15 protein-coding genes, 1 tRNA gene and 1 pseudogene are annotated in these 26,653 nt (G+C 73.0%); 12 read left to right on the top strand and 5 right to left on the bottom strand.

The window, feature by feature from the left end:
* Together ACIOGZ_RS41560 and ACIOGZ_RS41555 are read right to left on the bottom strand one after the other, a co-directional pair.
* Positions 1-578, bottom strand: a 578-nt coding sequence (locus ACIOGZ_RS41560; RefSeq protein WP_400989850.1) for an AarF/UbiB family protein, incomplete at its 3' end; no start/stop codon positions are given.
* Positions 579-1,038: 460 nt separating this feature from the next.
* Entirely contained in the window at positions 1,039-1,344 is a 306-nt protein-coding gene (locus ACIOGZ_RS41555) for a hypothetical protein (protein WP_400989847.1), read from the bottom strand.
* Positions 1,345-2,147: 803 nt separating this feature from the next.
* On the opposite strand from ACIOGZ_RS41555, the gene ACIOGZ_RS41550 reads away from it, so the two are divergent.
* The 12 genes and pseudogenes from ACIOGZ_RS41550 (at position 2,148) to ACIOGZ_RS41495 (ending at position 22,601) form a co-directional block, all read left to right on the top strand.
* Positions 2,148-3,128 carry a Rieske 2Fe-2S domain-containing protein gene (locus tag ACIOGZ_RS41550; RefSeq protein ID WP_363588822.1) on the top strand — a complete coding sequence of 327 codons (981 nt, stop codon included), beginning with the start codon at positions 2,148-2,150 and terminating at the stop codon, positions 3,126-3,128.
* Between the two features lie 246 nt (positions 3,129-3,374).
* Positions 3,375-4,397, top strand: a complete 1,023-nt coding sequence (locus ACIOGZ_RS41545) for a polyprenyl synthetase family protein (protein ID WP_363588820.1) — start codon at positions 3,375-3,377, stop codon at positions 4,395-4,397.
* A 348-nt stretch (positions 4,398-4,745) separates the two neighbouring features.
* On the top strand, positions 4,746-5,774 hold the full coding sequence (locus ACIOGZ_RS41540) for a hypothetical protein (RefSeq protein WP_400989844.1): 1,029 nt from the start codon (positions 4,746-4,748) through the stop codon (positions 5,772-5,774).
* 52 nt (positions 5,775-5,826) lie between these two features.
* Positions 5,827-6,900: pseudogene (gene ispG / locus ACIOGZ_RS41535) on the top strand (flavodoxin-dependent (E)-4-hydroxy-3-methylbut-2-enyl-diphosphate synthase); the annotation flags it as partial.
* A gap of 167 nt (positions 6,901-7,067) precedes the next feature.
* The gene (locus ACIOGZ_RS41530) at positions 7,068-7,754 is read left to right on the top strand and encodes a Rieske 2Fe-2S domain-containing protein (protein ID WP_400989842.1); all 687 of its coding nucleotides are present in this window, start codon (positions 7,068-7,070) and stop codon (positions 7,752-7,754) included.
* Between the two features lie 11 nt (positions 7,755-7,765).
* Positions 7,766-9,016 (top strand): IS701 family transposase, encoded by a 1,251-nt coding sequence (locus tag ACIOGZ_RS41525; RefSeq protein WP_400989840.1) that lies wholly within the window; start codon positions 7,766-7,768, stop codon positions 9,014-9,016.
* A 120-nt stretch (positions 9,017-9,136) separates the two neighbouring features.
* Complete coding sequence (locus ACIOGZ_RS41520; protein ID WP_400989838.1) at positions 9,137-9,544, top strand: hypothetical protein; 408 nt, start codon at positions 9,137-9,139, stop codon at positions 9,542-9,544.
* A gap of 1,095 nt (positions 9,545-10,639) precedes the next feature.
* Positions 10,640-19,054, top strand: a complete 8,415-nt coding sequence (locus ACIOGZ_RS41515; RefSeq protein ID WP_400989835.1) for a type I polyketide synthase — start codon at positions 10,640-10,642, stop codon at positions 19,052-19,054.
* 244 nt (positions 19,055-19,298) lie between these two features.
* Positions 19,299-19,619, top strand: a complete 321-nt coding sequence (locus ACIOGZ_RS41510; RefSeq protein ID WP_363633358.1) for a hypothetical protein — start codon at positions 19,299-19,301, stop codon at positions 19,617-19,619.
* Between the two features lie 269 nt (positions 19,620-19,888).
* Positions 19,889-20,554 carry an HAD family phosphatase gene (locus ACIOGZ_RS41505; RefSeq protein WP_363588810.1) on the top strand — a complete coding sequence of 222 codons (666 nt, stop codon included), beginning with the start codon at positions 19,889-19,891 and terminating at the stop codon, positions 20,552-20,554.
* Between the two features lie 578 nt (positions 20,555-21,132).
* Positions 21,133-22,284: a methyltransferase domain-containing protein gene (locus tag ACIOGZ_RS41500; RefSeq protein WP_363588806.1), complete on the top strand. Its 1,152-nt coding sequence runs from the start codon at positions 21,133-21,135 to the stop codon at positions 22,282-22,284.
* A 240-nt stretch (positions 22,285-22,524) separates the two neighbouring features.
* A tRNA-Met gene (locus ACIOGZ_RS41495) sits at positions 22,525-22,601 on the top strand.
* 123 nt (positions 22,602-22,724) lie between these two features.
* Here ACIOGZ_RS41495 and ACIOGZ_RS41490 read toward each other — a convergent pair.
* From ACIOGZ_RS41490 to ACIOGZ_RS41480, 3 genes are read right to left on the bottom strand one after another with little or no spacing between them, the layout of a single operon-like run.
* A complete protein-coding gene (locus tag ACIOGZ_RS41490; RefSeq protein ID WP_400989832.1) occupies positions 22,725-24,854 on the bottom strand; it encodes a xanthine dehydrogenase family protein molybdopterin-binding subunit in 2,130 nt (709 codons plus the stop codon).
* Positions 24,851-25,849 carry a xanthine dehydrogenase family protein subunit M gene (locus ACIOGZ_RS41485; protein WP_363588802.1) on the bottom strand — a complete coding sequence of 333 codons (999 nt, stop codon included), beginning with the start codon at positions 25,847-25,849 and terminating at the stop codon, positions 24,851-24,853. The genes ACIOGZ_RS41490 and ACIOGZ_RS41485 overlap by 4 nt, the downstream gene beginning before the upstream one ends.
* Complete coding sequence (locus ACIOGZ_RS41480; RefSeq protein WP_363588800.1) at positions 25,846-26,358, bottom strand: 2Fe-2S iron-sulfur cluster-binding protein; 513 nt, start codon at positions 26,356-26,358, stop codon at positions 25,846-25,848. Before ACIOGZ_RS41480 ends, ACIOGZ_RS41485 begins: the two co-directional genes overlap by 4 nt.
* Positions 26,359-26,653: the final 295 nt, after the last annotated feature.

The following is a 26,653-nucleotide window of genomic DNA, read 5'->3' as shown; positions in this document are numbered from 1 at the left end:
TCCCGACGGAAGTCGCTCTCGTCCCGCATGGCGTCGAAGAGCACGCCGAGCATGGCCGGCACGTCGACGACCGCGGTGAAGCGGGGCGCTGCCCGAACGACCAGACGCGCCGCGCGGCGCAGAACGGCCATGTCCTGGGCCATGACCTGAGCGACACCGGGGCGCTGAATCTTCACCGCCGCCGCCGTGCCGTCCGCCAGATCGGCGCGGTAGACCTGGGCCAGCGACGCTGCGCCGAGCGGCGTTTCGGTGTCGATGTCGCGGAACAGGCGCGGCCAGCGGGGGCCGAACTCGGCGGCCAGGACGGGCTCGAAGACGTCGAAGGGGAGCGGGGTGACCTGGTCGTGGAGCAGGCGGAGTTCCTCGATCATCGCCTCGGGCACGAAGTCGGGGCGGGTGGAGAGGATCTGGCCGACCTTGATGTAGAACGGGCCCAGCGACTGCAAGGCCTCCCGCACCGCCCGCGCCCGCCCGCTCTCCTCCTCGTGCTTCCCGCTGCCCTTGCGCCCGGGGCGCCGCAACTCGTCGGCGAGCAGACGCCCCAGGACCCCCGAGACGTAGAGCGCACGAGCGGACACACAGCCTCCAGAGACAGGGCGGCCACGTACGGGCCGATACCGGGAACAGCGCGTCGAGCAAAAGGGGGGAGGGCCGGGCCGGTCCTGCCCGGCTACCGAACTCCGCTTCGCTCGCCCCCTGTCCGTGTCCCACGTCGTTCGGCCAGCGGGTAGAGCTGCCGCGGGCCGCGGCGGACAGCAGCCCCGCAACCCCCGGCAGCGCGCCCGCCTCCGGCCCGGACGCGAGCGTGGCCAGGAGGACCTGGACCAGGACCTGGTAGGTGCACTCTCCGCCGCCGCCGCCGTCCTGGGCCCGGCGGCCCGCTGCATACATCGTCGGCCAGCTCCGCCAAGGCGACCTGCCGACCGGTGAGCGAGTCCGCCAGAATCCCGTCCTGCGCCCGGATCAGGCGATGCTCCACGTCCGGCGACGGACCGGACACACCGTCACCGTCGTCGGCTTCGCGGTTCTCCGGGTCAGTCACGTACCCGGCGACGTCCTGGTCAGGCGGGTGAGCTCTTCCCGCAGGGTGGCCAGTTCCGCCCGAAGGCCGGCCAGTTCCGCCCGAAGGCCGGCCAGTTCCGCCGTCTCGTCCACGGGGCGAGCGGGGGTGTCACCGGTGGGCCCGCTCCCCGTGTTCTCCTTCAGCAGGTCGATGACGGCATCCCGGAGGTTGCACTCCAGCTCCGCCGCGCGTTCGATAAGTCCGTCGACGATCTCCTTGACGTCGTCGACGATGGTACGCAGAGACCGGATGATGCCGCGCAGTTGCCGGGGCTCACTCATGAGGGGGTGTTCCTCCCTGCTGGGGTGCGAGCATGCGAGAAGGCCTGATCGCCCGTCATCCTGCGTCCCGGTGGCCGACGTTCGGGCGGGAAGCGTTCAGCCCCTTGAGTGCACGCCAGTCCGTACGTCGGCGGCAACCCCGAGTGCGGGGGCTCGGGAGGCAACGAGCCCCGGACGCCCGCGCCGATGGCGCCGTACACACGCCCGTTCTGCCGGTCGAGACACGTCTTCCGCCGCCCCGGCACCCGCAGGAAGTCCGCGACATGGTGTGGTGGCGCGAAGGCGGCGAGTGGTGTCACCTGGCCGCCTGCACCGTGGGGCGATGCGAGGGCCGTCCCCTGTCCCGGTGGTCGCCACCGGCTCCGCAGGCCCGGCAGCGGCCCGCCAGGGCGCTTCAGGGGCGGCCCGGCCCGCCGAATGGTCCCTGTAGCCGCCGACCTGCGGCGTCACGGAGGCAGGCGTGAGGGGGGAGGGGCGAGGGCGTGAACCGGAGCGGGCCGTGCTCCGACGCGAGGGCCGCACGCCGTTCCGGGACGGTCCTTCATCTGTTGGTGTAGAAACCGTCACCGGCCGCCTTCCCGGGCGGTCGACAGGGACCTGACGTGCCCGGCCCGGCAACCGCCGAGTCGAACCGGTGCCGCGACCCAGGTAGGGCCCGCACCGCCACCGCGACACCGGATGGCCCCGCGCATCGCCCAGGTCCGGCCCGGACAGCCTCACCCCAGAGGAGCCCGCCACCACAACGACGAACGAGGTGCGTTGTGACCCCTTGGAACCCGTCACCGCGGACGGCGCAGGCGACTGTGCCCCGTCTTCCCTACCCCGATGGCTGGTTCGCCCTGGCCGCCAGTCACGAACTGAAAGCGGGCAAGGTCCTCACCCGCCGTCTGATGGGTGAGGACGTCGTGCTCTACCGCACCGCCGGCGGCACGATGCGTGCGGTACGGCCGTACTGCCCTCACCTGGGGGCTCATCTGGGCCACGGGGCAACGGTGCAGGGGGACAACCTGCGCTGCCCCTTCCACCACTTCCAGTTCGGCCTCGACGGGGCGTGCGTGAAGACCGGATACGAAACGCCGCCCCCGCTGAAGACCCGGCTCTCGGTTCTGGAGCACCGGGAGATCGACGGGTTCATCTTCGTATGGCGCCATGCCCTGGGCCAGGCGCCGTCCTGGGAGATCGAGCCTCTGCCGCCGGCGGACTTCCCCACTCCGTACTGCGTGGTCCGGGACCTGGAGGACCATCCCCAGGAGGTGCTGGAAAACGCTTTCGACCTCGGGCACTTCCGTCCGGTGCACGGGGTGCCCGTGACCTACCTCCACGAACCACTCTTCGACGGGACCCGCGCAGTCGTGTCAATGACCGTACAGAGAAGCGGCGTTGACCCCCGGCCCGGGGCGTTCTCGTTGCTCTCGCCCACGGGTCGGATCATCGCCCAGGGCCTCGGCGTCATCCAGAGCGAGGTCGAGATCGTCAGGCTCGGACTTCACTTCCGCTTCTGGGTCTTCTCCACGCCCGTCGACCCCGGGCGGCTCACCTTCACCATGGCGGCGTCGATGCGGCTCGTACGCCATGGGCTCGCGGGGCCCGCCAACGCGCTGGCCAGCGCAGGCATCGCTCACCTGTTCGCCTGGGATGCCAGCAGGGACTTCGACATCTGGCAGAACAAGATCCCTCTGAGTCATCCGCGGCTCGCGAAAGGGGACGGCCCGATCATGCAGTTCCGGCGCTGGGCCCAGCAGTTCTACTCCCCGCAGGACGGAGTCGAAGAGCCCCGGAACTAGACGCCCCGGGTTCGAGCGCGAGCGGGGGCTTCTCCGCCTGGGTGCTGTCACGTGAGCCCCTGAGGGATGGCGGTCGTACGAACTTGCAGAAGGCCCCAGGGGCACAAGCCCCAAAGGACCGACCGCGCCCCCCCGGACCCCGTGCGCCGCTCGGCCCAGGGCCTTTCCTCAAGGCAGCCGGAGTTCAGGCCCGGCCCGCCGCCTCTCGCCCGATCCTGACGCACTGCCACCCGAAGGCGAGGCCCGGTGTCCGACGAACCCCGCGACTGCGAAGACATCCTGGCGTACAGCGCACACACCGTCAGGCCGTTGATCCGCACCCAGGTCAACCGCCTGCCCGCGCACATCCGTCACCTCGCCGGGCTGCACTTCGGCTGGTGGACCGACGACCGAACCCACCTCGACCACCAGGGCGACGGCAAGGCCCTGCGCCCCGCCCTCACCCTCCTGGCCTGCCGGGCCGTCGGCGGCGACCCGGAGGCCGCCCGTCCCGCGGCCGTGGCCGTGGAACTGATCCACAACGCCAGCCTGTTGCACGACGACGTCATCGACCGCGACCGGATGCGCCGCCACCGACCCGCCCTGTGGGCGGCCAAGGGGATCCCGGCGGCGATCCTCGCCGGCGACGCCCTGTTCTTCGCCGCCGTGCAGACCCTCACCCAGGCCCCCCGCGCCGAGCTCACGATTCCCGTACTCCTGGAAAGCGTCCAGCTCCTGATCGAGGGCGAGTACCTCGACACGCTCCTGGAGACCGGCACCGACGTCAGCGAGGACCACGCGCTCGCGGTGGCGGTGGGCAAGACCGGCGAACTCCTCGCCGCCGCTTGCGCGCTGGGCGCCATCGCCGGTGGCGCCGACCCGCAGCGCACGGAGCATCTGCGGGCCTTCGGCCGACACCTGGGCATCGCCTTCCAGTGCGCCGACGACCTGCTCGGCATCTGGGGCGACGAACAGACCACCGGCAAACCCGCCCTCTCGGACCTGCGACGGCGCAAGGTCTCCCTGCCGGTGGCCGCCGCCATGGCCGGCCACACCCCGGAAGCCGAGGCCCTGCGCGCCCTCTACCGCGCAACACAGGCCCCCAGCGAGGAGGAATGCCGCCACGCGGCCAAGCTGATCGAACAGAGCGGTGCCAGGGACTGGACCCTGCACCGCGCCCGACGCCACAGCGCCGACGCCCTCCACCGCCTCGCCCTCGCCGACCCCGCGCCCCTGCCCGCCGCCGAACTCACCGCCCTCGCCCACCTGGTCACCCACCGCGAACACTGACACGACCGCGGCCCCTGCCGCACCACCGGCCCGGGGAGGGGAGGGGCCGTGTGCCCACGGCTCCGGACCCGGGCGAGACACGGGCGGCGAACACGCCCCGCTCCTCGACGTCGCACCCGGACACGGCCGGACGGCGCGTACGTCGGATGCCGCCGTCGACGGGAGCCCGCGGTGCGGGAACGCGTCGACGGCAGGCGGTTCAGGGGCTCCGCTTCCCGAAACCGCCGTCCGCACCGCACAGGCGACCGCTAACCCGTCACCTGCGAACAACTCCCTCCCGGGCCCGGAAAGGCTCACGGTTCCGTTACCCACCGAAAGGCGGCCCTCGACATGTCCGTTGACACCTCGGTGTCCGACCCGCAGCCGGAGGCGCCCGCCCTCTACTGCCCGTTCCCGGTTTCACTCCACCCCCGAGCCCGGGAGATCGACGAGAGCGCCACCCGGTGGATGGAAAGCTGCCCGATCCCGACGAACCCCGACACCCGCAACGCGCTCCTCCGATCCCGAAGCGCCGCTTACGTCGCCTGCTCCAGCCCCGACGGAATCGAGGAACGCCTGGAGCTCGGCGGAAAGTGGTACCTGCTCGCCTTCGCCGTGGACGACTGGCTGGAGGAACTCACCACGCTGGAAGAGGTCATCGAGGCATGCTGCACCATGCAGCGCGTCGTGGACGATCCGAGCGCACCGCCCCTGACCGACCTCCCCTTCATGCGACACTTCGCGGAGCTGATCAAAGACTTCCGCGACAGTGCCACCGACGTGCAGTACGCCCGCTTCGCCGCCGGCTACACCTCGTATCACATGGCCATCCCGTGGGAGACCTGCCACCGTCTCGCCGGCCGACAGGTAACGCCCGCGGTCCTTCCCGTGATGCGCCTGTGGCTCACCGCGTTCGCCGCCTACATCACGGCATCGGAGATCTACAACGGGATGGAGATCCCGGCCCACGAGTTCGAGGCCCCCGCCACCCGCGCATGGCTCGAGTCCGCCGGAATCCTCCTCGCCTGGTGCAACGACATCTACTCCATCGAAAAGGACCTGCGGGGCGGCGACGCGCACAAGAACATCGTCATGACGCTGATGCGGCATCAAGATCTCGACGTCACGCACGCCACCCGGAAGGCCATCGAGTTCTGGAACCGCGTCATGGTGGTCCACCTGCGCCTTCGGGACCGCATCGCCATCGGGTCCAGCCCCGCTTTGACCCGGTTCCTGCGAGACACCGGAACCATGATCACCAACGTGATCCACTGGCACGCGGGAAACCCCCGATACGGCGGCGACCTCGCACTCCTCAGCATCGTCAGCCAGGAACCTCCCGGACTGGAATCCAGCCCCCTGCCCATTCCCTCCATCGCCTGGTGGTGGAACCACTGAACCCGGCACCGCCGCCCTCCGGCACCGCCCGCCCGAGCCCGCAGGAGCGACCATGGCCTCGACCGATCTGGGGCTTCCCCAACCGTCGCCGCGCACCCCAACACGCCGCCACTGCCGGAAGATCCACGTCGGCACCGTCCCCGTGGGCGGCGACGCACCCATCTCCGTCCAGACCATGACCACCACCCCGACCGCCGACGTCGACGCCACACTCCGGCAGATCGCCGAGATCACCGCCGCCGGCTGCGACCTCGTGCGCGTCGCCGTCCCCTCCCAGGACGACGCCGACGCCCTGCCCGCCATCGTCGCCAAGTCGAAGCTGCCCGTCATCGCCGACATCCACTTCCAGCCCCGCTACGTCTTCGCCGCCATCGACGCCGGCTGCGCCGCCGTGCGCGTCAACCCCGGCAACATCCGAAAGTTCGACGACAAGGTCCGCGAGATCGCCCACGCCGCCCAGGCAGCGAACGTGCCGATCCGGATCGGCGTCAACGCCGGCTCCCTCGACCCGCGCCTGCTCGCCAAGCACGGCTCCGCCACCCCCGCGGCGCTCGCGGAATCCGCCCTGTGGGAGTGCTCGCTCTTCGAGGAGCACGGCTTCACCGACATCAAGATCGCCGTCAAGCACCACGACCCGCTCACCGTCATCGCCGCCTACCGCCTCCTCGCAGCGGCCTGCGACTACCCCCTCCACCTCGGCGTCACCGAAGCCGGCACCGCCCTCCAGGGCTCCATCAAGTCCGCCGTCGCCTTCGGAGTCCTCCTCACCGAGGGCATCGGCGACACCATCCGCGTCTCCCTCTCCGCCCCACCCGTCGACCAGGTCAAGGCCGGAGCGCACATCCTGCAGTCCCTGGGACTGCGCCCCCGCAAGCTGGAGATCGTCTCCTGCCCCGGCTGCGGCCGCCTCCAGGTCGACATCCACACCCTGGCCCAGCGCGTCGAAGCCGCCTTCGACGACTTCCCCCACCCCCTGCGCGTCGCCGCCATGGGCTGCGTCGTCAACGGCCCGGCGAAGCCCGCGAAGCCGACCCCGGCGTCTCCTGCGGCAACGCGACAAAGGCCAGTCCTCGTCGAAGGCCACGCCATCCGGACCGTCCCCGAACACCGGATCGTCGACGCCCTGATCGAAGAAGCCCCGCGCCTGACCGAAGGCTCAGACGAATCCCACCGGGGAACCAGAACAGCGGCTCAGCGCCGTCGGGGCGCCGCCCGTAGGGGCGGACACGGCGAACACGATCCGCCGCGGGTAAGCAGTGCCCCCGCCGTCAGTCTGATGGAGAAAGGCCCGAGATGGACATCGACGAATCCTCGAACCCGGTACACCAGCCCCGGCTGCCCTACCCGGACGGGTGGTTCGCCATCGCCTTCAGCGATGAACTGCCTCGTGGAAAGGTCATCCGACGGAAGTTCATGGGCGAGGAACTGGTGGCCTATCGTACGCGTTCAGGCGCCGTGCAAGTGGTGGACGCGCACTGCCCTCACCTTGGCGCCCATCTCGGCTTCGGGGGTTCGGTGGACGGCGAGAACATCGTCTGCCCCTTCCACCATTTCGCCTATGACTTGACGGGGAGATGTGTCCGGACCGGCGACGGGTCGACCCCGCCTCGGGCGTCCCTGAAACCTTGGGTTTCCTGTGAGGTCAACGGATTCATCTCGGTATGGCGCCATGCAGGGGGCTCCGCCCCGACCTGGCAGGTCCCGACCCTCCCGGTGGATGAGTTCCCGCCACCGACGCGGCGGGCGTTCACCCTGGTCGACCATCCGCAAGATGTATTCGAGAACACCGTCGACCTTGCGCACTTCGCGCCCATCCACGGGTTCCAGAACGCGATGATCGCAAATCCACTGCAAGCGGATGGACCCCACCTCGGCATCCCGGTCACCTTCGAAAGGGCATTCCCTCTCCTAGTAGTGCTTGGTCAGGTTTGTGCGGTAGTGGCGTGTCTGTTGGTGGGTTGTGTCGTTGGTGGTGTGTGACACCTGAGGAGATGGCCGGGGTCCGGGAGGACCTGGCGGCGTTCACGGCGGAGATGTTCGAGGCGTTCACGCGCGCGGATCAGCATCGCTGGGGGCAGGCGTATGTGCGGGGACTGCTGTTGGACGGGCGGCGCAAGTCGGTGGAGCCGATGGCCGCGCGGCTCGGTGAGGACGGCAACCGGCAGGCGCTGGCACACTTCGTGACCACCAGCCCGTGGGACCCGGCGCATGTGCGGGCCCGGCTGGCCTGGAGGATGCAAGCCGAGCTGAAGCCGACGGCGCTGATCATCGACGACACGGGGTTCCTCAAGGACGGGGACGCCTCCGCGTGCGTGTCGAGGCAGTACACCGCAACCGCGGGCAAGGTGACCAACTGCCAGGTGGGCGTCTCGCTGCACCTGGCCACCGACCAAGCCTCCTCCGCCGTCGACTGGCGGCTGTTCCTCCCCAGGTCCTGGGATCCTGCCTCCGACAAGGCCGATCCGCTCAAGGTGGCCCGCCGCCAGCAGTGCGGCATCCCGGTGGACCTGGGGCATGTGGAGAAGTGGCAGCTCGCCCTGGACATGATCGACGAGACCCGTTCCTGGGGCGTGCATGTCCCGCTGGCCGTCGCGGACGCCGGCTACGGCGACACGGCCGCGTTCCGGCTGGGCGTGAACGAGCGCGGGATGAACTACGTTGTGGGCATCTCCACCACCCTCAGCGCCCAGCCGGGCTCCGCCCGGCCCCTCACCCCGCCCTACAGCGGGACCGGACGGCCGCCGGTGGCCCGGTATCCCGATCCGGCGAAGAGCGTGAAGGCGCTGGTCATCGAGGCGGGACGCGGTGCGGCCAGGCCGGTGTCCTGGCGCGAGGGCTCACGCCCGGGCAGGGGCCGCACGGGGTGCAAGCGCATGTACTCGCGGTTCGTCGCGCTGCGGGTGCGACCCGCCGGACGGGAGATCCGCGACCGGGCCGACGGTGCGGAACTGCCCGAGTGCTGGCTGCTGGCCGAGTGGCCCGCCAAGGAGCCCGAGCCGGTGCAGTTCTGGCTCTGCGACCTGCCCGCCGACACCCCGCTGACCACCCTGGTCCGCCTGGCCAAACTCCGCTGGCGCATCGAGCACGACTACCGGGAGATGAAACAGGCCCTGGGACTCGCCCACTTCGAGGGCCGCACCTTCAACGGCTGGCACCACCATGTCACCCTCGTCGCCCTCGCCCACGCCTTCTGCACCCTGCGGAGGCTGGCCCGTGCCCCAAAAGAAACGGCACCGGCCTGAGTCTCTACCAGGTCGTCCGCGAAATGCAGTTCCTCCTCGCAACCTGGGCCGGCGCCTGCCCCACCTGCCACCGCGACATACCCACATCCATACAAACCTGACCAAGCCCTACTAGGGTCGGTGCAAACAAAAATCGTGGCGGTGGTACACGGCCTCGGGTGCCAACACCTCACAGGGCGCCTCGATCGCTTTGGCGCCGACTTCCTGGGCCAGGCCATGGCCACCCCGATCGACCCTATTCGTGTTCAAACGTACTTCACGCTGTCCGTCCGCTCATCCGGGTTCTCCGCCTGTCCCGATTGGGCAGCCAGAACCCTGTCCCAGATCCTGACCCAGGCGGTAGCGCCGTTCTACCTCACGGACGTCACAAAGGACTTCCACATCTGGAGCAACAAGAAGTACGTAGAACACCCCAGACTCAGCCGGGGAGACGGCCCGATCATGGAGTACCGCCGCTGGGCCCGCCAGTTCTACAGCGCGCCGCCCCTACCGGGACAGGGTGCTACGCCGAAACCTGAACCTTCCTGACAGTCCACGCCCCCAGCCCACCGCACACAGACGACCGCGGTACTTCGGGGCCACGTCGGCACCACCGGCACCACGTGACAGCCATCCACCGCCGCCCACGGCGCCTCGCTCGCCCGACGCTCCCTTCCCCGCGCGCCGCGCCGCGCCGTCGTCCAGGTCCAGGGCCGCCCGGCCCGCCCGCCTCGCGGCGCGCCTCAACCCGGACGCGAAAGCAGTCCGTACCTTGAATCAGCAACATCGGTGCCTACACGCGCCGATTGCCGGTTCGGGCAAAACGTGCGGAATAAAGAAAAGGGCCCGTGGGGACGTGGGATGCTCCGAGCATGCCCCGGAGCAACAACGGCCAAGTGCCCGTCGCATACGTAGACACTGGTCAAGGGGCCGCGGGTCCACACCCCGTCGTTCCGGGACGGCGGGGGCCCGCGACGTCGGCTGCGTCGCGGGCCCGGCACGGTCGTGGGATCAGGCCTTGTTCGGGTACATGGTCCAGCGCTGGTTGGCGTTGCCGAGGATGCACGACCAGACGCCCAGCGCCGTCCCGTTGCCGTCGGCCCAGTTGGGGAGTTCGAGGCAGCGGTCGGCGGGTCGGCGGGTCGGCGGGTCGGCGGGTCGGCGGTCGGGTTGTGGAGGGTGCCGTCGGCGCGGAGCGTCCAGACCTGGCCGGTCGCGCCGACGCAGTCGCTGATGACCACCTGGGTGCCGAGGTTGGTGGCGTTGTCCTTGATGCCGACGCAGCGCCCACCGGTGCCGGTGGGCAGGGTGCCGGCGGTGTCGGTGGTGATCAGGTCCGGGTTCCCGTCACCGTTGATGTCGCCGGGCGAGTCGACCACGGGGAACGCGGCCATTCCGGACCCGCCGCCACCAGCTCGCCCTACCAGGTGTTCATGGAACAGCCGGTCATGCAGGCTCTCGCCGCCTGGCGGCAGTCCGACCTGAACGCGCCCACCTGGACGAAGAAGAAGCGCCGCAGTCCTCAGCGGCCGCAAGCGCAGCTGCGGCGAGTCCGCAGGACTGGGTCTGTGCCCGCGTGCTGGTGGGTACGGAGGACATCGACGGGGGAGCGGGTCGCGAGTGGCGAGAGGTCGGAGCTGGGGCGTGAGTGGTGAACTGCGGTATGACGATCTGGTGCGGCCGCTGCCGGAGTTGTTGAAGAGGCACGCCGAGCGGTCGGCGGACCGGGTCGCGTTCCACGACTTCTCGCGCGGCGTCAGCTACGCCGAGTTGGAGCGGCGGACCGGGCGGCTGGCCGGGTCGCTCGCGCGGGCGGGGGTCCGGCGCGGCGATCGGGTGGCGCTCTGCCTGGGCAACTGCGTGGAGCTGGTGGAGGGTTGCCTCGCCGTGCTGCGGGCGGGGGCGGTCGGTGTCCTGCTCAATCCCCGGTCCTCCGACGACGAACTCGACTACTACCTGCGGGACAGTGGTGCCTCGGCCGTCATCACCGACCCCGCGCACCTCACACAGCTCCACCGCCTCGGCGCCGCGTACCGTGGCCTGCACACCGTGCTCACCGGGGCGGGCCCGATCCCCTCGACCGCCCCCGACGGCACCGTCCTCTTCGAGGCCGAGGCCGCAGCCTCGACCGGGAGCGACGGGCCCGCGGCCCCCGACGACCTGGGGCTCGACGATCCGGCCTGGCTGCTCTACACCTCCGGGACCACCCACCGCCCCAAGGGCGTGCTCTCCACGCAGCGCGGCGCACTGTGGTCGGTGGCGGCCTGCTACGTGCCGGTCTTCGGGCTCTCCCCCGAGGACCGGCTGCTGTGGCCGCTGCCGCTGTTCCACAGCTTCGGGCACTCCCTCGCGATCCTGGGCACCACAGCCGTCGGCGCGAGCACCGCGATCGCCGGCGAACTGCCGACGTCCGGCGAGGTCCTGACGCCCGGCGACCTGTGGCGCACGCTGCGCACCCCGAGCGCCGCCCTCGGCAGGCCGTTCACCCTCCTGGCAGGCGTCCCCACGACGTACCACCGGTTGATGGCCTCGGCGAGGGACACCCCGCTCCCCGCGCCGCGGCCCGGGCTGCGGCTCTGCGTCACGGCGGGCGCGCCGTGTCCGCCCGAGCTGCGCGGGGTGGTGGAGGAGACGCTCGGCGCGCCGCTGCTCGACGTCTACGGCAGCACCGAGACCTGCGGCGCGATCGCGGTGACCCGCCCGAACGGCCCCCGGATCGACGGGTCCTGCGGACTGCCGGTACCCGGCGTCGAGGTCCGCGTCGTCGATCCGGACAGCGGCGCCGACGTCCTCGCGGGCGGCGAGGGCGAGATCTGGGTCAGCGGTCCGAATCTCATGACGGGCTACCACGACCAGCCGGAAGCGACGGCCGCCGCGCTGCGCGAGGGCTGGTACCGGACCGGGGACCTCGGCCGGCGCGCCGAACACGGCCACCTCGTCCTCACCGGCCGGGTCAGCGAACTGATCATCCGGGGCGGCGAGAACATCCACCCCACGGAGGTCGAGCACGTCCTGCGGGGCTGTCCCGGGGTGCGGGATGCCGTGGTCCTCGGCCTGCCGCACGCCGTCCTCGGGGAGGTCCCGGTCGCCTTCGTGGTGCCCGGCCCGGAGGGCCTGGACCCGCGGCTGGTGCTCGACGTCTGCCGCTCGCAGCTCGCGGACCACAAGGTCCCCGTCGAGGTCCGCGAGATCGCGGCCGTCCCGCGCACGCCGTCGGGCAAGATCGTCCGCCATGCGGTGCTCAGCGACCCGGTTGCGGCACCGGCGCCGGCCGGCGGCTCCCTGGACCGCGGGCTGCTGTCGCTGCCCCGGGAGGAGCAGGAACGCGCGCTGTGCGCGAGGGTGTGCGCCGAGACGGTCCGGGTCCGAGGCCGCGCGCCGGAGAGCGGGCTCGACGCGGGCGGCTCGTTTGCGGACCACTCGTTCGCGGACAGTTCCTTCGCGGACCTCGGGCTGACCTCGCTCGGCGCCATCGAGCTGATCGACCGGCTCGAGGCGTCGACCGGGCTGAGCCTGCCGACGACGCTGGTCTTCGACCACCCCACCCCGGCCGCCGTCGCCCGCCACCTGCACACGGAACTGTTCGCCGCCGTACCCGCCGCACCTGTTGTACCCGCGCCCGCCGCACCCGTACCCGCGCCCGCACCGCGGACCGCCGAGCCGGAGGAGCCGTACGACCGGGACCCGGTGGTGATCGTCGCCATGGCCTGCCGCTACCCCGGCGACGTGGAATCCCCCGAAGGGCTCTGGGAGTTGGTGTCTCAGGGCAGGGACGCGATCTCGGACCTGCCGACCGACCGGGGCTGGGACCTGGCCGCCCTCTACGATCCCGACCCGGACCGGATCGGCACCTGCTACACGCGCAGTGGCGGATTCCTGCACAGCGCCGCGGAGTTCGACGCGGGCCTGTTCGGCATCTCGCCGCGCGAGGCGCTCGCCATGGACCCGCAGCAGCGGCTGCTGCTGGAAGTCACCTGGGAGGCGTGGGAGCGGGCCGGGATCGACCCGGCGTCCGTCCGGGACAGCGACACGGGCGTCTTCCTCGGCGTGATGTACGGCGATTACGCCTCCCGCTTCACCGAGCACGAACTGGAGGCCCACCTCGCCCTGGGCTCGGCCGGCAGCGTGGCCTCCGGCCGGCTCTCCTACGTGTTCGGCCTGCGCGGGCCCGCGATCACCGTCGACACGGCGTGCTCGTCCTCGCTGGTCGCCGTGCACCAGGCGGCCCAGGCGCTGCGCTCGGGCGCGTGCTCGCTGGCGCTGGCCGGCGGCGTCACGGTGATGGCGACGCCCAACCCGCTGGTCGCGTTCAGCCGCCAGCGCGCCCTGGCGCCCGACGGCCGGTGCAAGTCGTTCTCGGCGACGGCGGACGGCACCGCCTGGGCAGAGGGCGCCGGGGTGCTGCTGCTGGAGAAACTGTCCGACGCGCGCCGCAACGGACACCCGGTGCTGGCCGTGGTGCGCGGCAGCGCCGTCAACTCCGACGGCGCGTCCAACGGCCTGACCGCGCCCAACGGCCGCGCCCAGCAGCGCCTGATCCAGCTGGCGCTGGCGGACGCCGGGCTGCGCGCGCACGAGGTGGACGCCGTGGAGGCGCACGGGACGGGCACCGCGCTCGGTGATCCCGTCGAGGCGCGGGCGCTGCTCGCCGGCTACGGCCGGGGCCGGGGGCCGGGGGATCCCCCGCTGTGGCTGGGCAGCGTCAAGTCCAACCTCGGACACACCCAGGCCGCCGCCGGAGTCGCCGGGATCATCAAGATGGCCCAGGCCATGCGGCACGGCGAGTTGCCCAGGACCCTGCACGTGGCAGCCCCCACCCCGCACGTCGACTGGTCCGCGGGCCGGGTCGAGCTGCTGACCGCCGCCCGGCCGTGGCCCGCGCCCGCCGGCCGGCCGCGCCGCGCCGGTGTGTCGGCCTTCGGGATCGGCGGCACCAACGCGCACGTGATCATCGAGGAGCCGGCCGCCGCCGACCGCGCCCCGAGCCAGCAACCCGCGCCGCCGCCGGGGCCGGTGTCGCCAGCGGCAGTGCCGTGGCTGGTCGGCGGGGCTGGCGAGGCGGCCCTGCGGGCCCAGGCGCGACGGCTGGCCGACCACGTCGCGGCCCGGCCGGGCCTCTCGCCGGCGGACGTGGGCTTCTCGCTGGCGGTGTCGCGGTCGGCGCTCACGCACCGGGCGATGGTGCCGGCCGGGGACCGCGAGCGCATGCTGGCCGGACTCCGGGCGATCGCCGACGGCACGCCCGCCGACGGCACGTCCGGCAACGGCACGCCCGGCGCCGGGTCGTTGATGCGCCTGGCCGACCCGCGTACCCGCACCGCCTTCCTGTTCACCGGGCAGGGCGCGCAGCGCACGCGGATGGGCGAGGCGCTGCGGGAGGCGTTCCCCGTGTTCGCCGCGGCCTTCGACGAGGTCTGCCACGCGCTGGACGGCGAACTCGACCGGCCGCTGCGCACGGTGATCCGCGCCGAGCCGGGCTCGCCGGACGCCTTGCTCGACCGCACGGACTTCACCCAGGCCGCCCTGTTCGCCTACGAGGTGGCGCTCTTCCGGCTGGTGGAGTCCTGGGGCGTGCGGGCCGACTTCCTGGCCGGGCACTCCGTGGGCGAGTTGGCGGCCGCGCACGTCGCCGGAGTGCTGGACCTCGCCGACGCCGTCCGTCTGGTCGCGGCCCGCGGGCGGCTGATGCGGGCGCTGCCCGACGGCGGGGCGATGGTGGCCCTCGACGCGGCGGAGCACGAGGTCCTGCCCGAACTCGCGGACGTGGCCGACCGCGTGGCGATCGCCGCGGTCAACGGACCGCGCGCGGTGGTGCTCTCCGGCGCGCGGGACGAGGTACTCGCCGTCGCGGCGCGGTTCGAGGCCCGCGGCCGCCGCAGCACGCGGCTCAAGGTCGGCCACGGTTTCCACTCGCCGCTCGTGGACCCGGTGCTCGACGAGTTCCGCCGCGTCGCCGAGACGCTGGAGTTCCGGCCGCCGCGGATCCCGGTGGTCTCCACCGTGACGGGATCTCGGGCGGCGCCAGAGGAACTGGGCTCCGCGGACTACTGGGTGCGGCACGCGCGGCTTCCCGTGCGGTTCGCCGAGGCCGTGGAGTGGCTGGGCGCCAACGGTGTCGGGGGCTTCCTGGAACTCGGCCCGCAGCCAGTGCTCACCGCGTACGCGCAGGAGTGCCCGGCCGTCCAGGACGGCGGCCCGGCCCCGCAGAGCGGCGGCGGCCCGGTGTTCGCCTTCGCGGCCCGCCACGGCGAGCGGGAGCCGGACACGCTGCTGGCGGCCGTGGCCCGGCTCCACGTGCGCGGCGTCGGCGTCGACTGGCCCGCGGTGTTCGCGGAGCGCGGGCTGCGACGCGGGCTGCGGCGCGTGGAGCTGCCGACCTACGCCTTCCAACGCCGGAGGTACTGGCTGGACCCGCCGCGCCCGGCCGGGGCGGGGGCCCGCCCGGGCCCCGGCGAGCATCCGCTGCTCGGCCCGCCGTTCGAGGTGCCGGGCACCGGGCACACGGTGCTCTCCGGCCTGCTGTCGGCGAGCGCCCAGCCGTGGCTCGCCGACCACGTCGTCGGTGGGGCGCCGCTCGTGCCGGGGACGGCGTTCGTCGAGATGGCCGTGCGCGCGGGCGACGCGGCCGACTGCGGCACGCTGGAGGAGCTCGTGATCCTGCGGCCGCTGGCCCTGCCCGCCTCGGGGGTGCGGGTCCAGGTCGTGGTGGGGGCGGTGGACGACTCCGGCCGGCGGTCCGTCGAGATCCACGCGCGACCGGTGGAACCCGCCGAGGCCGCCTGGACGCCGCACGCCACCGGCCTGCTCGCCCGCACGCCCGAGCCGGGGACGGCACCGGAGGGGCACGGCCTGACGCAGTGGCCGCCGCCCGGCGCCGCGGAGATCGATCCCGCCGGCGCCTACGAAGCCGCGGCGGAGCGCGGTCTGGCCTACGGGCCCGCGTTCCGCGGCGTGCGCGCGCTGTGGCGGCGGGGTGCGGAGGTGTTCGCGGAGGTCCGGTTGCCCGAGCCGTGGACGGCCGAGGCGGACCGGTACGGCATCCACCCCGCGCTCCTGGACGCCGCCGCGCACGCCTCGATGCTCGCCGCGTCCACCCAGGGAGCCGGCCCGGACGGGGGCGCGGGCGCGGGCGGCGCCCGGGTGCCGTTCCAGTGGAGCGGCGTGTGCCTGCACGCCGCCGCGGCGTCGACGGTGCGGGTGCGGATCGCGCCGGTCGGCGAGGCAGGCCCCGCCTCGGAAGGCGGCGCGTTCTCGATCACGCTCGCCGACCCAGCGGGCCGTCTGGTGGCCCGCGTCAACTCCCTCTCCACCAGGGAACTTCCGGCCGGGGACCGCGATCCCGGGCAGGACATCGCCCAGCACGCCCTGCTGCGCCCCGACTGGGTCCCCGTCGCACTGCCCGGCCGGGCACCGCAGTCGGCGGGCTGGACGGTCCTCGGGCCGGACCAGCTGAACCTCGGCGCCTTCGTCCCCCTCGCCGCCGGCCCGTCCTCACCCACGAACGGCCCCTCCTCACCCACGAACGGCCCCTCCTCACCCACGGACGGCGCGGCCCCGCCCCGCCACCTGGCGGTCACCGCCGTCGGCTCGGAATCGGAAACGGACCGCGACCCGCTCGCCGACGTCCACCTGCTGACCACGCGGGTGCTCAAGGTCCTCCAGGACTGGCAGGACGATCCGGCCACCGCGGGCTCGCGGCTCGTGGTGGTGACGCGGAACGCCACCGCACCCACGCCGGACCTGGCGGGAGCTGCGGTCTGGGGGCTGGTGCGCACCGCGCAGTCGGAGCTGCCGGGGTGCGTGGTCCTGATCGACGTGGACGAGGATCCCGCCTCCCTGCGCCTGCTGCCCGCGGCGGCCGCCAGCGGCGAGCCCCAACTCTCCCTGCGCGCTGGGCGGGCGACGGTGCCACGGCTGGTCGGTGCCCCGGCGGCGGCCCACCTGCCCGAGCCCTGGCCGGCCGAGAGCGCCCCGCCCCGCCGCTCCGGCGCCTTCGACCCGGACGGCACGGTGCTGATCACCGGCGGCACCGGAGCGCTGGGCGCGGACCTGGCCGGGCACCTGGTCGACGCCTACGGGGTCCGCCACCTGCTGCTGACCGGGCGGCGCGGCCCGCACGCACCGGGCGCCGACGCCCTGCGCGCGAGCCTGGCGGAGCGGGGCGCGCAGGTCAGGATCGTCGCGTGCGACGCGGCCGACCGGGCCCGGCTCGCCGAGCTGATCGAGCAGTGCGATCCCCCGCTGACCGCCGTCGTGCACGCCGCCGGGGTCCTCGACGACGGAGCGCTGGCCGCGCTGTCCCCCGAGCGGCTGGCGGCGGTCCTGCGGCCGAAGGCGGACGCGGCCTGGCACCTGCACGAGTTGACCCGCGACCGGGACTTGTCGGCCTTCGTCCTGTTCTCCTCGGTCTCGGGCGTGCTGGGCCGGGCGGGCCAGGGCAACTACGCCGCGGCGAACTCGTTCCTGGACGCGCTCGCCCAGCACCGGGCCGCCGCCGGTCTGCCCGCCGTCTCGCTGGCGTGGGGCTTGTGGGGCCACGACGCGGGCATGGCAGCCCAGTTGACCGAGGGTGCGGGGCGCGCGAGGTCCGACGACGTGGTCCGGGCGTTCACCCCCGCCCAAGGCCTGGCCCTGTTCGACGCGGCACTGCGGACAGGAGCCCCCGTACTCGCGCCGGTCCTGCTGGACCGGGCCGCGCTGCGCGCCGCCGCAGGGCAACTACCGCCCCCGCTGCGCGACCTGGCGCGCCACGGCCGGCCCGCCGCCGAGGCGCAGAGCGGCGCGACCGAACCTCCCCCGGGCGCCCGGGAAGGCTCCGAGCCCGGAGCGTGGCGCACGCTGCTGGCCGGGCTGCCCGCCGAGGAGCGCGGGGCCGCGCTCACGGAACTGCTGCGTGGCGACGTGGCCGCGGTGCTCGGCTACTCCGGCGCGCAGGACCTCCCCGCCGGCAGGACCCTGGCCGAGCTCGGCTTCGACTCCCTGACGGCCGTCCAGTTCCGCAGCCGGCTGAGCACGGCCCTGCGCCTGCGGCTGCCCGCGGCCGTCGTGTTCGAGCACCCGGCGATCGAGGACCTCGCCCGTCACGTACTCGACCTGCTCGACGACCTGCCCGATGGCCTGCTCAAGGACCTGCCCGACGGCACACCGCGTGTGCGGCCCGGCATCCGGCCCGCACCGCCCGCCGGCCGTCCCGCGCAGACGCTCGCGGCGCTGTACCGCGCGCTCTGCGAGCAGGGCCGGCCGGCGGCCGCGATGCACCTGGTGGTCGCGGCGTCCTCGGCCGCCGCGACGTTCGGCGCCGACGACGCCGCGGAGCACGCCGTGCCGCCGCTGTGCCGGGCCCGGGGCCGCGCCGGCTCCCCGGTCGTGGTCTTCTTCCCCGACCACCGCCCGCTCCCCGCCCTCCCGGGCGGCGGGTTCGCGGCCCTGCACGCCTGCTTCGAGGGGGAGTTGGAGGTCCTGGAGTTCCCGCACCCGGGCATCGGCGCGGGGCACGCCGTTCCGGCCGACCGGGAGACGCTCGCCCGCCTCCACGCCGAGACGGTGCTGCGGCACGCCGGCAACCGGCCCGTCGTCCTGGTCGGTGCTTCCGCCGGGGGCGCCGTCGCGCACGCCGTGACCCGACGCCTCGAACTCAGGGGATCCGCTCCCCTGGGACAGGTGCTGATCGACACGTATCTCGTCCACCAGGGCAACCACTCCACGGACTGGCTGACCGCCCTGGCCGCGCCGCCGGCCCCGCACCTCGGCGTGGACGTGTGCGCGGACGGGTCCACCGGCGACGAGGACGCCGCCGTCGCGGCCATGGGCGCCTACACCGGGCTCTTCCTGGACTGGCGCCCGGAGCCCGTGGACACCCCGACCCTCCTCGTCGGCGCCGCGCGGCCGACCCCGCTGATGGCGGCGCGCGCGGACGGCGACTCCTGGCGCACGTCCTGGCCGCTGCCGCACGAGCGCGTCGAGGTGCCCGGCGACCACCTCTCCCTGGCGCGGGAGGACGCCGCCACCACGGTGGCCGCGATCCGCGCCTGGATCGACTCCCTCGCCCGCACCGGTTAAGTCCTGCCTTTCGGATCAGCGTGTGCAGCCGGGGGAGCGGGAAGTCGGCCCGTCCGACTTCCCACTCCCCCGGCACCGGTCGCCGGGTGCGCGGGCGAACCCCGTTCGAGTGAAGCGCCGGACGGCCCGGTGGAGGCAGTGCCGGGGCGGGGTAACGGGTGATCGGGAGTCACGGGAAGCCGCGCGACGCGGGGTTCCCGGGCTCCCGTCGATGCCCTGACGAACCCAGCACGGGAGTCCCCTCATGCACCTGCGTTCCAGCCCGCGCGCAGCGGTCGTGGTCACCGCCGGCGTCCTCGCCCTGTCCCTGGTCAGCCCCTCCACGGCCTCGGCGGCCCCCGGCGTCGTGATCATGGATCGCGGGGGTGTACGGGAGGAGGTCACGGACCCGGTGCCCGGCCAGTGCCACCGCGGCCTCGGCCCCGACACCACGATCGTGAACTTCACCAGCGGCCCCATCCGGCTGTTCACCGACCGCAACTGCCGGTCGAGGATCTCTTCCCTGCTGGACCCGGACGGGGCCCGGGAGGACGTGAACGTCGGCAGTTTCATGGCCATCACCTGACCACCGCCCCACCCGTTCACCTGCCGCCGGACCGGCTGCAAGGCGGTCCGGCGGCCGTACCCGAGTCCCCCGCGCCGGCGGCCCCCACGGTGCCGTGCAGATGCGACAACGAGGCTTTTCCGCCCACCCCGAGTGGTCGCGCCACCAGGGCATCCCAGGTGTCATCATCCAGAGGGCCGGCCAAGCCAGTACCAGCCGGCTGCGGAAGTTGTCCCAGATCCTCGGGACCTCTCCGACCGTCCGACTCGCCTGGCCCTCGGGAGAACACCTTGCGTGGCCTGATCCTCGACTTCGCGGGAGTGATGACCACTCCCATCGGCCAGTCGTCCCGGGCGTGGTGTGCCCGGGAGGGCCTGCCGGCTGACACCTGGCGCAGCACCCTGGAGGACGATCCGGCCGGCCGTGCGCTCTACGTGGAGCTGGAGCTCGGCCGGATGTCCCAGGAGGAGTGGAACCGGGGCACGGCGGCGATCATGGGCGTGGGGCCCGACAACCTGATGGGACGCGCGCATGCGGAGGTCCGCGCGGTTCCCGCCATGGCCGAACTCGCCCGTGCCGCCAGGGACGCCGGGATCGTGGTGGCGCTGCTGTCGAACTCCTACGGCCTCGCTCCGTACAACCCTTACGTGGAGACCGGGGTGTGGGATCTGTTCGACGTGCGGGTGATCAGTGGAGATGAGGGCATAGCCAAGCCGGAACCGGCGATCTATCAGCGCGCCCTCGACCGCATGGGTCTGGCCGGCCCCGAGTGCATCTTCGTGGACGACCACCGTAGGAACCTCCCGCCGGCCGAGGCGCTCGGCATCACCACGGTCCACGCGAACGGCCCGGAGACGGCCTCGCGGGTCGCTCGCCTTCTGGAGCTGGAGACACCTCGGTCCACCGATCTGTCACCGGACGAGGCAACCACCGGCGCCTGGTTGACGACGGATTGAAGAACTCGTACACGCCATGCGAGTACTGCCCTGTACGACTTCCGGAAGTCGTACAGGGCGCAGGTTCACCGACCGTCGCCGTTCCACGACAGTGGTCGCATGCCTTCCGACACACCTCTGGAACCGCGCCGGAATACCCACGGCAGACCAAGCGCTCCTCGCCCGTGGGGCCCGCAGCCACATCCTCGGCGCCCCCCGCGCACATCCCGCCCGACCCCACCCATGGACCAGCCGAGCAGCCGTTCCCAGCACAAGTGAGCCGATGAACACTGCGCGCAGGGCAGGGGGATCGGCTATCGAACTCCCGTCCCGGGCTGTTGATTGAGGTCCATCCCGTCCGGGGCGGGGTACTACCCCTGCCGCACGGCAGGTACTTGCTGCGCCCTCGGGTGCAGCGGGAAACAGCACCGGCCTTACAAGCCGAACCGAGAAGGGACGCTGACCATGGGAGACGAGAACAAGGGTGGACCGAACGACGGTAGGGGCGGCGGGCACGCCAAGCCCGGCTCGCCGGCCATCGGCCCGAACCCCTCGAAGGACGGCCAGCAACCGACCCCGGCACCGAAGCACAAGAAGAGTTGACCCCCGAACAGCAGCGGGCCGCACTGGTGGCGGCGCTCACCGACGCCGGTTCCCTGCCCACCGAATGGGCTCCGGCCGTGGCGGCCGTGCCACGACACGCGTTCCTCCCCGACACCATCTGGGCGGACGAGGACGGCGGCGACACCGAGTGCAGCCGGACCAAGGAACCCGAGCGGTGGATGCGGCTCGCCTACAGCGACCTGCCGATCGTCACGCAGTGGGACGACGGTGCCGGGGACGGCGACCACCGTACTCCCACATCGTCGGCATCCATGCCCACCATGGTGGCCGAGATGCTGTCCGACCTGGACGCGGTCCCCGGGCATCGGGTGCTCGAAATCGGGACGGGCACCGGCTACAACGCGGCCTTGTTGGCGCATCGCCTGGGCGCCGAAACGGTGTCCACCGTCGAGGTGGACGCGCAGGTCACCGCGCAAGCCCGCACCGCACTTCGCAGGACCGGCTACACCCCCGAAGTCGTCTGCGGGGACGGTGCGCTCGGGTGGGGCGTACGCGCCCCGTACGACCGGATCATCTCCACCGTGTCACTGCGGGACATCCCGCCCGCCTGGGTAGCACAAACCCGGCCGGGCGGGGTGATCGTCAGCCCCGTCTCACCGTTGCTGGGCGGCGGGGCGGTTGCGCGGCTCACGGTGGACGGCGACGGGACGGCAAGCGGTCCGTTCACCCGATCGGCGGCGTTCATGATGCTGCGGCAGCAGCGCTACCAGGGCGCTCCGGTGGACGACTACCTGCCCGGTGAATGGCCGGGCGACTCCGGGCAGTCCTGGACAAGCCTCGACCCCGAAGCCATCGGGGGCGACTGGCTCGCGCAATTCGCCTGCGCCCTCGCCCTGCCGGACGTGTACTACCGGCGGAACGAGTTCGGTGACGGCGGCTGGACGTGGTGGCTGTTTGACACGGCCGTCACGTCCTGGGCAACGGTCGACTCCGTGCCCGGGGAATCCCGGTTCGAGGTCCGCCAGTCCGGGCCCCGGCAACTGTGGGACGAGACGGAGGCCGCCTACACCCGGTGGACGGCCGCCGGACGCCCCGGCTACGAGCGGTACGGGCTCACGGTGTCACCTGCCGGACAGGCTGCATGGTTGGACGAGCCCGGCAATCCCCTCCCGGGGCACCGCAAGTAGAGCGGTAGCTGGGGGCGTGGGGTTCCAAGCGATTGGCACCGCTTGTCTCCCCGCGCCCCCGCTCGCACAGAGCGGGGATCGGCTCGGGGCCGGGTCAGCAGTTCGGAACGGGGTCGGTCTCGCTGGCGGCCTCCGCCGGGCCCCGCGAAGGATTGGCCGGCGAGGGCGGCCCTGCGGAAGTGGCTGCCGGGAAACCGATTAGGTGATCGCCGTCTGGTGCCGTACGGTCGGTACTACCGACGCGGGGTGGAGCAGCTCGGTAGCTCGCTGGGCTCATAACCCAGAGGTCGCAGGTTCAAATCCTGTCCCCGCTACCACGAACGCCGAAGGGGCGGACGCGCACTGCGCGTCCGCCCCTTCGGCGTTCTTTGCATCGCCGACTCGGCCGCCCACCAACGGCGAAGTCGGTCCGCGGGCGGTGGTGTCCGGCCGGCGTCGGGTCAGCGGCCGATCAGGGACTCGGGGCGGATGGGCAGTTCGCGGACCCGGATGCCGGTGGCGTGGTGCACGGCGTTGCTGATCGCCGCCGCCGTGCCCACGATGCCCAGTTCGCCGATCCCCTTGGAGCCCATCGGGTTGAGGTGGGGGTCGGGGTCGTCGATCCAGTGCGCGTCGACGGCGGTGACGTCGGCGTGCGCGGCGACGTGGTAGGCGGCCAGGTCGCGCTCGACGTGCCCGCCGAAGGACGGATCGGTGGTGCTGTGCTCCAGCAGGGCCATCGACAGCCCCATGATCATCGCGCCGGTCAGCTGGCTCCGCGCGGCCAGCGGGTTGATGACGCGTCCGGCCGCGAACACCCCGAGCAGGCGGCGCACCCGCACCTCGGCGGTGTCCTGATCGACCTGGACCTCGGCGAACTGCGCGCCGAAGGCGTGCCGCGCGTACTCCTGGCCGGTGCTCCCCACCTCCTCGGCGGTGTCGGCGTGTCGGGTCAGCCCGTCGGAGGGTGGCCGCCCGCCGTGCTCGGCCAGTGCCGTGCGCAGTTCCTCGCAGGCCCGGTGCACGGCCCATCCCCAGGAGGCGGTGCCGGAGGAGCCGCCCGCCAGCGGCGCCTTCGGCAGGTCGCTGCGGCCGATCCGCAGCTCGACGCGCCCGGGTGCGACCCGCAGGGCGTCGGCGGCGATCCGCACCAGCGCGGTGCGCGCCCCGGTGCCGATGTCGGTGGCATTGACCCGCAGCAGGAAGCTTCCGTCGGGGCGGGCGTGCGCCTCCGCGGTCGCGGGACCGACCAGCACGGGGTAGGTCGAGGCCGCCACACCCGTGCCGAGCAGCAGCCGACCGTCCCGGCGGACACCGGGGCGGGGGTCGCGGTCGGCCCAGCCGAAGCGCCGGGCGCCCTCGCGCAGACACTCGACCAGGCGGCGGCTGCTGAACGGCTTCCCGCTGTCCGGATCGAACGCGGGTTCGTTGCGGATCCGCAGCTCGACGGGGTCGAGGTCGCAGGCCAGGGCCAGTTCGTCCATGGCGGACTCGAGCGCGAACATGCCGGGGCACTCACCGGGCGCCCGCATCCAGGAGGGGGTGGGCACGTCGAGCCGGGCGACCCGGTGGACGGTGCGGCTGTGCGGTGCGGCGTACATCATCCGGGCGGGGACGGCGGCCTGCTCGACGAATTCGCGCAGCGTGGAGCTGCGGGTGGCCACCTCGTGGGCGAGCGCCGAGATCCGGCCGGTGGTGTCGGCGCCGATCCGGACCCGTTGGACGGTGGGGGAGCGGTGCCCGACCAGGTCGGCGAGCTGGGCGCGGGCCAGGCAGAGCTGGACCGGCCGCCCGACCGCGCGGGCGGCCAGCGCGGCCAGCACCGTGGGCGCCCGGGTGGTGCCCTTGGAACCGAAGCCGCCGCCGACGTGCTCACTGACCACCAGGATCTCCTCGGCGCGCAGGCCGAAGAGCTTCGACAGGTTCTCCTGGCTGTTGCCGGAGCCCTGGCTGGCGTCGTAAACGGTGAGCCGGCCGCCGTCCCAGACGGCCGTCGCGGCGTGCGGCTCCATGGGGTGGTTGTGCAGCGGCGGCAGGTGGTAGGTGGCGTCCACCTGGTGCGGGGCCGTCCGGTACGCGTTGTCGAAGTCGCCTCTGGCGCGCTCCGCGGGGTAGCCGCCGTTGGCCTCCTCGGGGGTGTAGAGGCCCGGGTGGTCGGCGGTCAGCAGGACGTCGTGGGGCTCCCGGGTGCAGCTGATCCGCAGCGCGCGGGCGCCGGCCCGGGCGGCCTCCAGGGTCTCGGCGACCACCAGCGCGACCGGCTGCCCGTGATGGGCGATCCGCGCGGACTGGAGCACGGCCAGCGTCGGGTCGTCGGTCGGGGCCAGCCGCTCGGCGTTGCGGTGGGTGATCACCGCGAGGACGGCCGGGTCGACGAGGGCGTCGGCGTCCTCGACGGCGTCCACCACGCCGCGCGCGAGCGAGGCGGTGACGAGCCAGGCGTAGGCGGTGCCGGCCGGGTGGTGGTCGGTCGCGTACCGGGCGCGGCCGGTGACCTTGTCGGGCCCCTCCACCCGGGTGAGCGATGTGTCCCGCTGCTCCCGCTGCTCCTGGCGGTCCTGGCGGTCCTGGCGGTCCTGGTGAGCCGTCATCCGAGGTCCTCCTGCTGCGGTGTGAGGTCGGCGAGGACCCGTACGGCGACCTCGCGTGCCAGCGGCACCTTGAACGCGTTGTCCCGCAGCGGCCGGGCGGCCGCCAGTTCGGCGTCCAGCGCGGCCCTGAAGACCTCCTCGGTGGCGGGCTGCCCGAGCATCGTCCGCTCGGCGACCGTCGCCCGCCAGGGCTTCGCCGCTACGGCGCCGAGCGCCAGTGCGACCCGTGCCACCCTCCCCTCGCGCGCCACCAGTACGGCGGCGACCGAGACGGTGGCGAAGGCGAACGAGGCCCGCTCGCGCACCTTGCGGTAGGCCGAGCGGGTGCCCGACCACGGCGGTGGCAGGTCGACCGCGGTGATCAGCTCACCGGGGCGCAGCCCGGTCTCGCGGGCGGGAGTGTCCCCGGGCAGCCGGTAGAACTCGGTGAGCGGGCAGCAGCGGGAACCGGTCGGACCGGTCAGCCGCACCTCGGCGTCCAGCGCCGTCAGTGCCACCGCGAGGTCGGACGGGTGGGTGGCCACGCAGTCCGCGGAGGCCCCCAGCACGGCCAGATCCCGGTGCACGCCCTCGCGCGCGGGGCAGCCGGAGCCGGCGACGCGCTTGTTGCACGGCTTGGTGACGTCCTGGAAGTACGGGCAGCGGGTGCGTTGGAGCAGGTTGCCGGCGGTGGTGGCGAGGTTGCGCAGCTGCCCGGACGCTCCCGACAGCAGGGCCTGGGACAGCGCGGGATAGTGCAGCCGGACCAGCGGGTGCGCGGCCAGCTCGCTGTTGGGCACCGTCGCGCCGATCCGCAGACCGCCGCCGGAGACCGGTTCCACCAGGCCGAGCGGCAGCCGGCTCACGTCCACCAGCAGCTCCGGTGCCTCCACACCGAGCTTGAGCAGGTCGACCAGGTTGGTGCCGCCGGCGAGGAACCTGGCTCCTGGGACCTGCGCGGCCAGCGCCACGGCCGAGGCGATGTCGGCGGGCCGGTGGTAGCCGAAGGGCTTCACGGGGCGACCTCCCGGACGGCGCGGACGATGCCGGGGTAGGCGCCGCACCGGCAGAGGTTGCCGCTGAGGCGTTCGCGGATCTCCGCCTCGTCCAGCGGCGACGGCGCCTGCGGGTCGGGGTCCGTCACGGCGCTCGGCCAGCCCTTCGCCGCCTCCGCGAGCATCCCTACCGCCGAGCAGAGCTGCCCGGGCGTGCAGAAGCCGCACTGGAACGCGTCGTACTCGATGAACGCCTGCTGGAGGGGGTGCGGCCGGTCGCCGCCGGCCAGGCCCTCGACCGTGGTGACCGCGGCCCCGTCCTGGGCGACCGCGAGCACCAGGCAGCTGTTCACCCGCCGCCCGTCCAGCAGCACCGTGCACGCCCCGCACTGTCCGTGGTCGCATCCCTTCTTCGCCCCCGTCAGCGCCAACCGCTCGCGCAGCAGGTCGAGCAGCGTGCGGCGGTGATCCACCTCAACGGTGTGCTGGTCACCGTTGACGGAGAGCGTGACGGTACTGGCCACATCCATGGCTTCCTCGGGGGGTCGGTCGGCAGCCGACCGCGCCGGCCGGCACCGTGATGCCTTCCACCGCCGGGGCGGAGCCCGCATCCGGGGGGCCTGGAACCACCGGTTCGGTCCCGTGCGGTGGCCGCGCGGTCCTTACTTGTCTTGGGCGCCGACCAGGGGTAGTGTTCCCTAGTCGCTCGGCAGGGAGCACCGGACACGCATCGGCGCGGACGGTCCCGGGGCGGCCAATCCTCTTGAAATGCCATGTCCTGGTTCGGGCTGGGTCGCGTCTTGTCGCGGCTTGGTTCCTATTCGG

The organism is Kitasatospora sp. NPDC088160, assembly GCF_044741445.1.
GTDB lineage: Bacteria > Actinomycetota > Actinomycetes > Streptomycetales > Streptomycetaceae > Kitasatospora.
Note: the sequence above shows the minus strand (reverse complement) of the source record. Positions and strands in the feature narration are given on the sequence as shown.